Source organism: Carnobacteriaceae bacterium zg-C25 (assembly GCA_017945845.1).
Lineage (GTDB): Bacteria > Bacillota > Bacilli > Lactobacillales > Aerococcaceae > WM01.
Genome location: CP072828.1, coordinates 83756 through 97226, shown reverse-complemented (window position 1 = coordinate 97226; position 13471 = coordinate 83756). Strand labels below are relative to the sequence as shown.

11 protein-coding genes are annotated in these 13471 nt (G+C 36.6%); 1 reads left to right on the top strand and 10 read right to left on the bottom strand.

Translation table 11 applies throughout. The features are described 5' to 3' along the window. Window positions 1-188: 188 nt before the first annotated feature. The 5 genes from J7S27_00540 to J7S27_00520 form a co-directional block, all read right to left on the bottom strand. Window positions 189-461 carry a type II toxin-antitoxin system YafQ family toxin gene (locus tag J7S27_00540; GenBank protein ID QTU83047.1) on the bottom strand — a complete coding sequence of 91 codons (273 nt, stop codon included), beginning with the start codon at window positions 459-461 and terminating at the stop codon, window positions 189-191. A 1-nt stretch (window position 462) separates the two neighbouring features. After that, the gene (locus tag J7S27_00535) at window positions 463-750 is read right to left on the bottom strand and encodes a type II toxin-antitoxin system RelB/DinJ family antitoxin (protein QTU83046.1); all 288 of its coding nucleotides are present in this window, start codon (window positions 748-750) and stop codon (window positions 463-465) included. A 289-nt stretch (window positions 751-1039) separates the two neighbouring features. After that, window positions 1040-2548 carry a hypothetical protein gene (locus J7S27_00530; protein ID QTU83045.1) on the bottom strand — a complete coding sequence of 503 codons (1509 nt, stop codon included), beginning with the start codon at window positions 2546-2548 and terminating at the stop codon, window positions 1040-1042. Between the two features lie 46 nt (window positions 2549-2594). Next, window positions 2595-4064: a UDP-N-acetylmuramoyl-L-alanyl-D-glutamate--2,6-diaminopimelate ligase gene (locus J7S27_00525; GenBank protein QTU83044.1), complete on the bottom strand. Its 1470-nt coding sequence runs from the start codon at window positions 4062-4064 to the stop codon at window positions 2595-2597. A 551-nt stretch (window positions 4065-4615) separates the two neighbouring features. Then, window positions 4616-4966: a hypothetical protein gene (locus J7S27_00520; protein ID QTU83043.1), complete on the bottom strand. Its 351-nt coding sequence runs from the start codon at window positions 4964-4966 to the stop codon at window positions 4616-4618. 249 nt (window positions 4967-5215) lie between these two features. On the opposite strand from J7S27_00520, the gene J7S27_00515 reads away from it, so the two are divergent. Beyond that, on the top strand, window positions 5216-6478 hold the full coding sequence (locus J7S27_00515) for an NAD(P)/FAD-dependent oxidoreductase (GenBank protein ID QTU83042.1): 1263 nt from the start codon (window positions 5216-5218) through the stop codon (window positions 6476-6478). Window positions 6479-7083: 605 nt separating this feature from the next. Here the strand turns inward: J7S27_00515 and J7S27_00510 are convergent. From J7S27_00510 to J7S27_00490, 5 genes are all read right to left on the bottom strand, one after another. Next, window positions 7084-7884 (bottom strand): ABC transporter ATP-binding protein, encoded by an 801-nt coding sequence (locus J7S27_00510; protein ID QTU83041.1) that lies wholly within the window; start codon window positions 7882-7884, stop codon window positions 7084-7086. Window position 7885: 1 nt separating this feature from the next. Continuing rightward, window positions 7886-8782, bottom strand: coding sequence for an ABC transporter permease (locus J7S27_00505; protein ID QTU83040.1), 897 nt, complete (start codon window positions 8780-8782; stop codon window positions 7886-7888). 184 nt (window positions 8783-8966) lie between these two features. Then, on the bottom strand, window positions 8967-10124 hold the full coding sequence (locus tag J7S27_00500; GenBank protein ID QTU83039.1) for an MFS transporter: 1158 nt from the start codon (window positions 10122-10124) through the stop codon (window positions 8967-8969). Between the two features lie 53 nt (window positions 10125-10177). Next, window positions 10178-11512, bottom strand: coding sequence for a 6-phospho-alpha-glucosidase (locus J7S27_00495; protein ID QTU83038.1), 1335 nt, complete (start codon window positions 11510-11512; stop codon window positions 10178-10180). A 42-nt stretch (window positions 11513-11554) separates the two neighbouring features. After that, window positions 11555-13141, bottom strand: a complete 1587-nt coding sequence (locus J7S27_00490) for a PTS transporter subunit EIIC (protein ID QTU83037.1) — start codon at window positions 13139-13141, stop codon at window positions 11555-11557. Window positions 13142-13471 lie beyond the last annotated feature (330 nt).

Sequence of the window (13471 nt, the reverse complement as noted above, 5' to 3'; positions counted from 1 at the left end):
TACAGCCATCTATACATAGTAGGTTCGATGTGTAGCGGGTATGTTTGTTCCAGCCTAGCAAACATTCTCTAAAACCATAGCACATTTAATAATCTATAGTGCTATTGTAATCGAAAGTGACAGGAATGACAAGGTTTTTAACCATACCCTCAGCATTTCTGGAATAAAAAACCACACTCATATGAATACTAGAACAAATCGGAATGAGAACCTGTTCGAGAGGCTGTCAAAATTAATTGATTTTGATTAATGGCGTAAATCAATAACCAGTCGGGTTCAATATGGCACTCTCTAAAGCCGATATAATTGCCGACTAACGTATGATCACGATAAAAAGCATCAAGCACTTCTTCATTCATCAATTTATCAAGAACAATTTGAAGTTTCTTTAAATCACGATTTCTTTTTTTCATGCGTTTTAAGTCTTTACGAAATTGAGAGGTTGTGACCAACTGTAGCATGTTACTCTTCCTCGCTATTTAAATCTGCAAATAACGCTTCTGCTGAAACGTAAGATTTTGCCTTAATATGACCTAGAGCAATTTGTCTTGCTTCGTCCATAGCTAATTCTGTTTCTTTGTTATAACGAGGCTGCTTAATTTGAAACGGAAAACCACCTTCCATGATAGCAGTGTTTAAAAAAATATTGATTGCATCTGTTACAGAGATGCCAAAACTTGAAAATAAAGATTCTGCTTGTTGTTTTTTTATAGGGTCTATTCTTAAATTAATGTTTGCCGTTTTAGCCATAATACATATCTCCTTATACTTTAAATTGTATAACAAAAGTGAAACAAATGCAACCTTTGGCAAAATTAAAAACCAAGTGCCAAAACAACGTGTGGCAACCATTACACTCATTTTGATGAATCATACATCACTTTGTGAGTCATCAACCCTATTTGACATAGCGCCTAGAAAACGAGTGATGTATCGTGTACATCGCGTTAAACCGTACATTTAACGCCTGATACAAACAAAGACTGTTGACACTTTAATTGGTCAACAGTCCAAACGTATTCAAATTGACACGTATGCATTAATTACCCGGTTTGTATTCTGTATACATTTTTGATTTTAAGAAAGCGTAGACAGACGTTTCATCGGTATATTTATCTGGGTATCTAATGGCTTTATTTTCTAAATTAGACATAATCACAACATTATCACTGACACTTAAATCAGAGTAACCAACATATGTGTAATATTCTTTTACTGTCGGTTCTTTTTGGAAAAGGTTTGTATACGTTTCTTTTACTTTATAGACGGTTACAACAGATATTGAAGCTTTATCATCATTTGAATACTCAGAATATCCCACATTGATAAAAGTATTTTTCTTTTCAACTTCATACTTGTAACTACTATTTTCTTTATTAGCATATGTTGCTGTCCCTAGATTTTCTACCTGTTTTAATAATTCATTTAAATTTGTAATAGATTTTATTGTAGATAAACCAGATGCCGTCACTTCAAAAGTTTGTCCGGCGTTTTCAACCGTTTTTCCTTCAGATTCTAATAAAGTATCTAAATATTTCGGTCTAATGCTAACTTTAATTTTTTGACCGTTTTTCAAGGTTTTAGCAAGCGATTCGTCAACACTATAAACGGATTTATCATAACTTACACTACCATTACCATCAAATCCGACAAATCGAATTGGTTTATTTTTTTGTAAGTCTTCAAAAGTAATTTTTGTAATGTCTTTTAATCCAGACACTTTAAATTTTTTCGTTTCACTTTTAATTGGTGAATCTTTATCCGCTGAAATCGTTAAAGTTACTTCTTCCCCGTTTTTCAAACCTTCTGTTTTATCAAATCGGATACGCACACCTTTGCGATATTTTTCATATTTTTGATATTTGTCAAAGTTGGATTGAAGATTGTTTAAAAATTGAGTCCAGTTAGATAAGTCTGTATTTTTAGTATCAATTCCGACTTTGTTTAAAATCACTTTATCAATTTCGTGTTGTATTGTCGCGTAATTATACTCCACTCGTCCGCGTTCATCGTACCCTTCAAATGTTACTTCAACTTTATCCATAACACTTTTTGGTCCGCCTGTTAATGTGAAAAATAAAATAATTGCGGCAATAATAGCTGCTAAAATACCAACATTACGTTTGTTTGATAAAAATGCTTTAGCTTTGACGCCAACATCACTTGCTGTTGTAGATATCGCTTCTTTTTCGCTAGTTTCTGTCGATTCGCTTGCCACAACTACTGCTTCGTCTTGTGCAACTTCATTTTCCGGCGTCATCGATTCAACAGTTTCATCAGTACCCAAATCAGCTTCTGTTGCCGTTTCTTCAACCGTATCCAATACTTCTTCCGATTCAACAGATACCGCTTCGACATCATCTGACAACTCTTTAGTTTCTGGTGATGCATCTTCTGCAACGTTGGGTGTTGTTTCCATATCGTTTGATACTGTTTCAACAGACTCATCTTCAACCGTTTCTACACCATCATTTTGTGTATCTTGTTCAACATCATCTGAATGATTGTCTACTGTTTTTTCGACTGTTTCATCAAACTCTTTTGTCATTTTAACCCCTCCTAAACCTCTATTAATACCTTTATTTTAACCGATGTTATGCGTTTTTTCCAGAAATTTCAAACGCATTCATAATGATTTGCTTCTCGTTAAACGGCAATTTTTCTTTGCCAATCAATTGATACGTTTCGTGCCCTTTGCCAGCAAATAAAACAATGTCTTTTTCTTGTGCCATCGACACTACCTGCTCTATTGCCAATTTGCGATCCACTTGCGTCAATAATTTCCCTTCGTACCCTTCAAAAGCTTGCACAATGTCATCAATAATTTGTTGAGGGTCTTCACACCCCGGATTATCACTCGTCACCATCGCAACATCAGCATATTTTGCAACCACTTGTCCAAGTTCTAAGCGTCGATTTTGCGATCGATCACCGACCGAACCAAATAATACGATTAATCGGTTGTACTCATATTGTTGTAATGTCGTTAATACATTTTCTAAGGCAAATCCATTGTGCGCATAGTCTAAAATCGCCAATACCCCTTTATCATTTTCAATGACTTCCATTCGCCCGGGAACACTCGTCTCATTTAATAATTTTCGGCATTTTTCCACATCTCCGCCTAACAATGCGCCAACGCCTAACACCACCAACGCGTTATACACATTAAATTTCCCCGGAACGTTCATGTGTACCGTCTCGCCATTCACGACAAACGACATCCCGACACGATTCCCGTCAAACGCATGCTGCACATCACTGGCTCGAAACTGCGCAGCGTTATCAATTCCATACGTGTAGACGGTTAAGTTGGGCTGTGTTATAAAAGCATCCACATAAGCGTCATCAACGTTCACAAGTGCCGTTTTCGCCAATGTAAACAAATGGGTTTTCCAATGTAAATACTCTTCGAAAGTAGCGTGTTCTAGTGGACTAATGTGGTCATGTGCCATATTCGTAAACACACCAATTTCAAAACGCACGTCATCGACACGGTGCATCATCAATCCTTGAGAAGACACTTCAATGAAACACACTTCAATACCTTCATCAATCATTGCTTTAAAAATTTTATGAATGTCATAACTTTCTGGTGTTGTATTTGATGTTGGAATAAATCGATCTGCAAAATAGGCACCATTTGTCCCGATAACACCCGCTTTAATACCCGAACGTGACAAAATTTTATATAGCAACGTTGTTGTTGTCGTTTTTCCTTTTGTCCCTGTAATACCGACAACTTTTAATTTATGGCTAGGTTGTCCAAAAAAGTGATGACTTGCCGAACTCAATGCTTTACGGGCATCTTCAACGACAACTAATAGTGCATCTGCTGGTATATCGACTGCTTTTTGTGATACGAAAATACGCGCCCCATTTTCATAGGCTTGCGGAATATACGTTACGCCATCTACGCTTCTACCCGGCATGGCAAAAAATACACTCCCCGATTTTGCCAATCGCGCATCGTAACACAAATCATTAACGGTAACCGTTAATAAATCACTATTTCCGATAGACGATTGTATACCGCATTCTTTTAATAAATTTTGAATATTCATACGCTTCCTCTTTTACCTTTACGTTATCTTCTACTATATCATATTTTGACAAAAATATCTCTTTCTGTCAGTTTCTAAAGACTACTAAAACGCTAATTTACACCATTTCATCATTTTACATAGTGTGCAACAATTTCAGCGTCTAATCTTATTGCTTGACGATAAGTTGAATGTCATTTATCTGCTGATTTATTTTATAATCAATCAATTCCCACAAGTCGTTATCCCAAAATATTGATATGATAAACTCATGATTAAATTGACACATACCCACCTCATCATCTACATGGTTGCCAACCACACTAAGTATATATACGGTTAATTCACTAAGGTTTTTTAGATTTTTCCTTCTAAACAAAAAAGACTAGCGTTTGCTAATCCTGTAATTTTTAAATAAAAAAAGCACCCATCAAATTGATAGGTGCAAGTATGATAATCATTAAATTCGGTTGGGCGGCGTATCCAACATCTCAGATACCTTTTTAAAGGTGCGGCAGGTGCCTTTCTGCCCTCAAACTTAATATCTTTAACCATAGTGTATACTTTTTTCGCTATTTTGTCAATTTTCGCACACGATTATTATTAATCATATGGTCTAATTTTGATTGTGTTACATCATACAATGACGCTATATAGTAATAATCTCTTTTACTATCATACTTTATAGCAAGTAACAAATTATCCAAATATATCTTGATGACTTCTAACGACTTACCATTAATATTTTTATTTCTACCAATATAATCTGGAGTAGAAATAATCTCTGGAATTTTATCAACATACTGTAAGCAATTTGCATGATTACTTTTTATCATATGTTTCACAAGATTTTCTTTATTTAAAATTAGCGTACTAATACCTATACTTTTTAAAAAATCACTTTTTAATTTTTGATTAACCATTTCAATTATCATACCTTTCAATATAGTTAATTATAGCATAACTTACTTATTTATTTTTCCAAATCTCATTTACTTATTTCACGGCTACACCATGTTTGCATCGCTTTTACAATACCAAACATCTTGCTCCTTTTAATTGATCAGCACTACGTACATCTATTTGTACTACTGTGTGTACGGCGTTAAATGTTATAGCCTGCATAAACTTTTGTGCTATACTGAATAAGACAAAATTAAGGAGTTGTGCGTATGTACGATATTATTGTAGTTGGTGGCGGAACGAGTGGTTTAATGGCAGCCGTTCAAGCTGCTGAATACGGGGCAAAAGTATTAATTATTGAAAAAAATGGATCTCTTGGTCGTAAATTGCTCTTAACAGGAGGCGGTAGATGCAACGTTACCAACAATCGTCCAAGCAACGAAATTATTGCTCACATCCCCGGAAATGGTAAGTTTTTATATAGTGCTTTTTCCCAATTTGACAATTACGACATTATGTCTTTTTTCACTTCAAACGGTGTCACTTTAAAAGAAGAAGATCACGGTCGTATGTTCCCGACAACTGATAAAGCGCGTACGATTTTAGAGACATTTCAAGCACGCATTACCGATTTACATATCGACGTATGGTACGACTGCTCTGTGAAGAAATTACTCATTGTTGATGGCACAATTAAAGGGGTTCGATTGGCAAACGGCAAAGACGTTTCTGCACGTTGTGTGATTTTAGCAACAGGAGGAAAATCCGTACCCAAAACAGGATCAACAGGAGATGCGTACGCATGGTTAAAAAAAGCTAGCCATACGATTACACCCCTTTTCCCAACAGAAGTTCCCTTAACTAGTAATGAGCCATTTATTCAGCAAAAAATATTACAAGGGTTATCTTTACGCGGTATTGGATTGAGTGTGCTTAATGAAAAGGGCAAAGCCATTGTCACACATGAAATGGATATGATTTTTACACACTTTGGTGTAAGCGGACCTGCTGTTTTGCGTTGTTCGAGTTTTGTGTATCACCAACAACAAAAAACACAACATCAAAACGTCACTTTATCATTAGACTGTTGCACCACCTTATCCAAAGAGCAATTAACTACACAACTCCATCACATCCAAAAAACAGACGGTGCCAAACAATTAAAAACGGTACTCAAAACATTTATTCCCGAACGCTTGGCACTCTTTTACGCTCAACAACTGAATTTAGATGCTAATACCGCACTGTCTAAATTAGATGAGCAAACGATTCATCGCATCGCTACCCTACTGAAACACTTTACATTTACCGTAAACGGTAGTCTACCTATTGAAAAAAGTTTTGTGACAGGAGGCGGCGTTAGCGTAAAAGAAATCTCTCCGCAAACAATGATGTCTAAATATGTCGATGGTCTATTTTGTTGCGGCGAACTACTCGATATTCACGGCTACACAGGTGGCTATAATATTACATCCGCATTTATTACAGGCACAATTGCCGGAAGAAGTGCAGCAATGTATTTCCCACAATAAGCACACAACAAATTATCCTGAGTGATTTTAAAATCAGCAATACGTCAAAAGGTTTAACACATTGTCATTTCTATAATTTTTTTGTTAATCGTTTGACTTTACAAACAAATTCCCATTTTAGATTAAATGGTGCTAATACCCAAATAAGCCGATGGAAAACTAGTTTTCTATCGGCTTTTGAGTGCTGTTTTTAATTTACACATCCCCTAAAAAAACAAAAAGGCGTTGCTCACTTTCTTTCAAAAATGACCAACACCAAATCTTATCAAATCCAAATCCCTAAAAACAAAAAACCAACCAAAATGGTTGGTTACGTTTAGGGAAACTAAATCTAAAAGGGGGAAGATTTAGTTTATGAGGTTCGCTAAAGTACTTATAGATGATTCATCAAAAAGGGGGGAATGAAGTTCATCTTTCCTGTTAGCGAATGTCTAGTTTAATAGGTTGAAAAGGGGGTAACAACACTATTAGCCTAGTTGTTCAAACCTTTTGTTTGAACTTTGATAAGTTTACAACACTTTTTATAATTTGTCACGCATTTTTCATACAATTTTTTCATAAAAAATAGTGATACGCTTTCATTTAAAATACTGATATAACAACATTTATCCCAATATAACGCTATCCTCGCTAAACATTTCACCACTATTTGATTTGAACAAATCAAGCAGTTGTGGAACGGTTAAATTCGCCTTTTCTTCACCGGAAACATCAACAACAATTTTACCTTGATACAACATCACTAATCGATTCCCATACGCAATCGCATGCTCCATATTATGCGTAATCATTAACGTTGTTAAATGGTGTTGCTCCACAATTTTTTTCGTTAGCGCCATGACCATCTCACTTGTTTTTGGATCAAGCGCTGCCGTATGTTCATCTAACAATAACACATCAGGGCGAATTAATGTTGCCATGGCGAGTGTGAGTGCTTGTCGTTGCCCACCAGATAAAAATTGCGTCATCGTTTTTAATCGATTTTCTAAACCTAAATCTAACGTGGATAACACTTGTTTAAATAACTCTCTATCTTGCGCTGTCACGCTCGCACGTAAGCCTCTTTTTTGACCTCTTCGATGCGCTACCGCCATATTTTCTTCAATGGTTAAATTAGATGCTGTTCCCATGCGCGTATCTTGAAATACACGCGCAATACGTTTTGCACGTTGTTCAACACTTTGCTTTTTAATCGACGCACCGTCTAATAAAATATCGCCCTCATCAATGGTTAGTGATCCGGCAATGGCATTTAATAGTGTCGATTTGCCGGCACCATTTCCTCCGATGATGGATATAAAATCGCCTTCTGCCACATCCAACACCACCCCGCGTAACACGTGATTTTCATTCACGCTACCACGCTCGAACGTCTTATGGACATTTTGTAACAACAATAAACTCATTTTAACGTCCTCCTTTTAATGTGGTGTTGTGGCGCACGCCTAAACGTTGACGCACTTGCGGTATGTATAAAATAATGGCTAAAAGTATTGCCGAGAACAGTTTAATCATTTGTGGGTCGATGTTAAATTGTAAAATGATCATTAAAATAAAGCGATACAGTACCGCACCTAGTGAAATGGCCATAAATCGTTTTGGTAATGACAATTGCGAAAACATCACTTCAGATAAAATAATAGCGGATAAGCCAAATACAATCGTTCCTACACCCATATTGACATCGGCATAACCATTGTTTTGCGCAAATAGCGCTCCGGATAAAGCAATTAATCCATTAGAGAGCATATACGCTAAACATTTCATCCAATTAATGCGAATCCCATTTGCTTGGCTCATATGTGGATTATCGCCCGTTGCACAAAGTGCCAATCCGATTTCGGTTTTAAACAACACGACTAAACTTAAAATGACCGCGATTAACGCTATACTCCCCATGACGAGTACACTTTCTGTCTTTGTCATGCCCAGCTGTTGAAAAAAAGAGATTAAAGTGGTCATTTTCACAATGGATAAGTTAGATTTGCCTAGAATGAATAAATTAATGGAATATAAACCTGTTAATGTAATAATCCCTGCCAATAAAGGGGGGATTTTCATTAGCGTATGCAATAATCCTGTAATTAAGCCAGCTAATGCACCGGCACACAGCCCTAAAACAGTCGCCAATAAGGGATGTATCTGTTGTGATATGGCCAATGCCGTCACACTACCGCCTAACGCGAATGTTCCTTCCGCTGAAAGATCTGCACTATCTAATATACGAAACGTTATAAAAACACCAATGCCCATAATCGCCCATAATAAACCTTGCGCCGTTCCCGAAAGTAGTAAGTTAATCATCACATTATCCTCCTATTCAAAAAGGTTAGATTTGACTACAAATCTAACCTTTTATGCACTAGACACCTTAATTACAGATGTTGGTCTTAAACACCAATTTTTTTAAATAGCACTTCATAAAGCCATACTTTGTATGCGCTAATTATACATTAAATTGCTATTTTAGCAAATTGTCTAATTGATTTTATTCGATTGTCATTTTAATTTTGCTTAATAAGTAATACGCCATTGCAGCAAAACTAACACATACGTATAACGTCATATCGATACCAAAACGAGTGGCTAGCGTACCCGCTAAAATCGGCATAATCAATGAGCCACCGCCCATAAAGACACTAAGCGCGGTCAACTGGGCACTGTTTTGCAAGTGTTCAGGCACTAAGTCGATAATGAGTAATTTTGATGTTACCATCACAATTGGTGTTGTGAATAACTGAAGCATGGATACACCAATAATGAGTGCTGGTGATTGCACGGTACCAAACAAAATGAATTGAATGCCTAATACGATAGCGCTCACTTTTAACAATTTTAAAGGATGCACCCGTTTCATAAATAACGGTACTAGGACGTACGCAGGAATTTCTAAAAATGAACCCATTGCCCATTTTAATGAAATGTCAACGGCACTCGCTTGTAACGCCAACATTTTATCGACGACTAAACCGGTATTGACAACAATGAGCGCATACATTAATAGTAGGCTCCCCAATAATGTGAGATACGATTGATTGCTAAACAACGCTCTGTAGTCAATTTTGTGGTCACTTTCGATGACATGTTGCTTTTTCATAATATCTGGAACACACCACATCACACCACAGACGATTACGCTCACTACCATTAGGATCACGCTCATCCCGGTGTACCCAACTAAACTCAAAATAACAGCGGATAGTAAACTCCCAATTCCCCAGCCGGCAGAACCGAATGATTTAATGGGCGATAAGTAATTTTTCATTTCTGTCCCGATACCAATAAACCAGACGTCTTGTAAACCGCACAATGAATTGAGCAACCCTCCGGATATGGCGACGCCAACGAGTAACAGCCAATACGTCGACAATGTATTGGATAACACTAAATAACTGGTTGTCCCAAATACAAATGTTGAAAATAGGACAATCCATTTTAATGAACGCGTCTTATCTGCAATATACCCAAACGTTTGTTGTAACACGATATTTAAAACGGCATAGCTGGATAGTGCATATCCCCGTTGCAATATCGAGTAGCCTTGACTTGCCATAAATGGCGTTAAATTAGAAAGATACATTCCAAACACAAAATAAGAAAGTGCTTGAATGACCATAAAATACTGTTGAATTCGTCTAATTGTCATGTTGTTCCTTAAACACGAAAAAGGGGAAATCCCCTTATTTCGTTAGCTAGTCATTAGTTTAATTCTGGCCAAAATTCTTTGTTTGCTTCAATTAAGTCATCCAAGATTTCTTTAGCCACTTTTGCACTTGGCACTGTTTTGTTCATAATTAATGATTGCCATAATTTTTGATAGCTTTTTTCAATATATGCTTCAACCGCTAATTTTTCAGAAGCGACTTGTTGTTCCATCAATCCTTTTTGGAATGTTGGAATAGTACCGATTGACATTGGTTCATATTGATCTTTACCAACGATACATGGAATTTCTACCATGGCGTCATCTGGGAAGTTTTCAATAGCACCGTTGTTTGGTACGATTAATAAGAATCTTTCTTTTGTATTGAACGCTAACGCACACGCTAATTCAACGATAAATTGTGCATGCTCATTTGACGCAAAGAATGTACCTTTGGCTGTTCCGGCAGCAACAATACGTTCACATTCAGCAGATGTGTCTTTTTCACGACGATCCATAATTTCATTTGCACGTGTGTAGTTGTGGTCTGAATGTTCCACTGTTTCATCACTCATTAAGTAGTATTTCAAGTAAGTGTTTGGCAATGTTTCAGGATCCATCAAATGCAATTGTTTTGCAGCACGCATTGTTTCTAACCATGATGATTCTTTATGTTGGCCTTGTGGTGTAAACTCTTCATATCCACGCTCTGCAACATATTCTTTAAGTGCTGGCATTAAATCGTTACCTTCGTGGTCACGAATTTGTGTCCACCAACCAAAGTGGTTTAATCCGTAGTAACGCACATCAAATTCTTTACGTGATTTTTTACCTAAAATACGAGCAAAGATTTCTTCTAAGCAGATTGGCATATCACAAATGTTGATAACACGTGCGTTTGGACGTAAACGACGGCAAGCTTCCGCAACGATCGCTGCAGGGTTAGAGTAATTTAACATCCAAGCGTTTGGTGAATATTTCTCCATGTAGTCAATCATTTCAATAAGTGGTCCAATTGTACGTAATCCGTATGCGATTCCACCAGGTCCACATGTTTCTTGTCCAACAACACCATGACGGAATGGAATTTTTTCATCTTGTTCACGCATTGCAAATAAACCAACACGAATTTGTGCCATTACAAAGTCAACGTTTGTAAATGCTTCTTTTGGATCTGTTGTGTAACTGAAACGAACTTCTGGTGATTTTTCACGCACGATAATTTCACAAGCTTTAGCCACACGTTCTTGACGTTCAGCGAAGTTGTCATATAACACAATTGATTCAATTGGGAATACATCTTGACTTTCTAATAACATTGTGACGATACCAGCTGTATAAGTACTACCCCCACCAGCAATTAAAATACGTTGTTTTTTTCTCTCTTTCATTTTTAAAATCCTCTTTCTATCTATTAGTTAAAACCGATTTATTTAATCTAATAATGCTTCAAATTCATCACGAACATAAGGTACATTTAATCCAACAATAACTTGTACCGCCGTATCATTATGCATCAATCCTGCCGCACCAGCTTCTTTAAATTGGCTATCTGCAGCGACTAATGCACCGTCTTTTACAGTAACACGTAAACGTGTCGCACAGTTTGTGACATCAACAATATTGTCTTTTCCACCTAATAAATCTAAATACGCTGCCGCTTGTTGCGCTGTTGTATTTGTTGATCTATCCATAGACACTTCTTGTGCTGCTTTACCTTCTTTACGTTCGTTGTATTCTTGTTTAGAGTAGAATTTAACTTCTTCGTCATCTTCACGACCCGGTGTTTTTAAATTCAATTTTTTAATTAAGAATGTAAACACGAAGAAGTAAATCACGGCAAAGATAATACCGATAATCACTTGCGTAATATAAGTTGCATAGTGATAGAACCCTAACGGTAGCCAGTTCATAAATACCCAGTTAATTAAACCACCACCAAAGTCACCAACAACCCCGAATGAGAACGCTAACGCTTGCATTGTTGCGTCTAATACAGCGTGAATACCAAATAAAACTGGTGCAACGAATAAGAATGTAAATTCTAATGGCTCAGTTACCCCGATTAAAATGGCTGTTAAAGCTGCGGGAACTAATAACCCTAATAATTTTTTACGTTTTTCTGGTTTAGATGTTACGTAGAACGCACCGAAAATACCCACTGAACCGAATACTTTTGATAAACCAGATAAAGAAAATCCGATTGGATATAAATCTTTTAAGGTTGCTGCGTTTGTAGCAAACTCTTGTAAATGTGTTGCCCAGTAAACAGATGTACCACCTTGTACGATAACGTTATCGTATACGAATGGTGCATAAATAAAGTGATGTAAACCTGTTGGAATTAAGATTTTTTGTAAGAAACCGTAGAACCAAATGCCGATTGAACCGCTATTGATAAAGAACGATTGTAACCCTTTCATTCCTAACTGTACTTGTGGCCATACTAAACAAGTGACATAAGATAATGGTAACATCGCAAAGAATCCCATTGCGACAATTAGAGATGATCCTCTAAAAATACTCATTAATTCTGGTAATTCTTTATCAAAGTAGCGATTGTGTAACCAAACAACAATACCGGATACAACAAGTGCCCCTACCATACCAGTATCCAATGTTTTAATACTTGCAATCATTGTTAAACCACTACCTGTACTTGCTTCTTTGGTCATATCGACACCAAATGTTGAGCCCCAAGTTGTCAACATGGCATTGACAAAGTAGTTAAATGTTAAATAAGTTGCTAAAGCTTCTAAACAAGCGCGTGCTTGTTGTTTTTTAGCTAATGCGATTGGAAGCGCTAATGCAAATAATAATGGCAATTGTAAAAATACTGTCCAAGACCCTGCACCAATAATGTTCCAAATTTGTGACCAAAGTGTGTTTGGATCAGCCAAACCACCAAAAATATTTTTGTTGGTCATAACGATTGATAAACCTGCCATAATACCGGCAAAAGCAAATAGCAAGGTTGGTGTAAACATTGCGCCACCAAAGCGCTGAATTTTTTTCATCATATCGTGAAATTCTCCTTCCGTAAAATTTTCCCCTATTGTAATGTAAATCTTATTCCTGTTAGGCACCTTACACACTTATCTTACACGATACTTTTTCTTTTGCAATCGCTCTCAACGTTGTTGGTATAACGTTCCTAAAGCAAAGTAATTTTCCCGTTTGTTGTGAAATTTTTCCAAAACAAGACCAATTTATAAAAACGTCGCAATTTCTTTGTATTCGTTACGTTGTACCCCTTATAACACTGTATTTGATACACCATTCTTTATGACGTACAAAAACGATTTTTACAATTCAATCCTTTATTTAGCCTGTTTAAATTCAAAAGCCAC

What these genes read in the sequence shown, in the direction of transcription:
- J7S27_00520 (QTU83043.1), bottom strand. Translation starts at nt 4,966, where the DNA reads ATGGTTAATCAAAAATTAAAAAGTGATTTTTTAAAAAGTATAGGTATT.
- J7S27_00515 (QTU83042.1), top strand. Translation starts at nt 5,216, where the DNA reads ATGTACGATATTATTGTAGTTGGTGGCGGAACGAGTGGTTTAATGGCA.
- J7S27_00510 (QTU83041.1), bottom strand. Translation starts at nt 7,884, where the DNA reads ATGAGTTTATTGTTGTTACAAAATGTCCATAAGACGTTCGAGCGTGGT.
- J7S27_00535 (QTU83046.1), bottom strand. Translation starts at nt 750, where the DNA reads ATGGCTAAAACGGCAAACATTAATTTAAGAATAGACCCTATAAAAAAA.
- J7S27_00530 (QTU83045.1), bottom strand. Translation starts at nt 2,548, where the DNA reads ATGACAAAAGAGTTTGATGAAACAGTCGAAAAAACAGTAGACAATCAT.
- J7S27_00490 (QTU83037.1), bottom strand. Translation starts at nt 13,141, where the DNA reads ATGATGAAAAAAATTCAGCGCTTTGGTGGCGCAATGTTTACACCAACC.
- J7S27_00500 (QTU83039.1), bottom strand. Translation starts at nt 10,124, where the DNA reads ATGACAATTAGACGAATTCAACAGTATTTTATGGTCATTCAAGCACTT.
- J7S27_00525 (QTU83044.1), bottom strand. Translation starts at nt 4,064, where the DNA reads ATGAATATTCAAAATTTATTAAAAGAATGCGGTATACAATCGTCTATC.
- J7S27_00495 (QTU83038.1), bottom strand. Translation starts at nt 11,512, where the DNA reads ATGAAAGAGAGAAAAAAACAACGTATTTTAATTGCTGGTGGGGGTAGT.
- J7S27_00540 (QTU83047.1), bottom strand. Translation starts at nt 461, where the DNA reads ATGCTACAGTTGGTCACAACCTCTCAATTTCGTAAAGACTTAAAACGC.
- J7S27_00505 (QTU83040.1), bottom strand. Translation starts at nt 8,782, where the DNA reads ATGATTAACTTACTACTTTCGGGAACGGCGCAAGGTTTATTATGGGCG.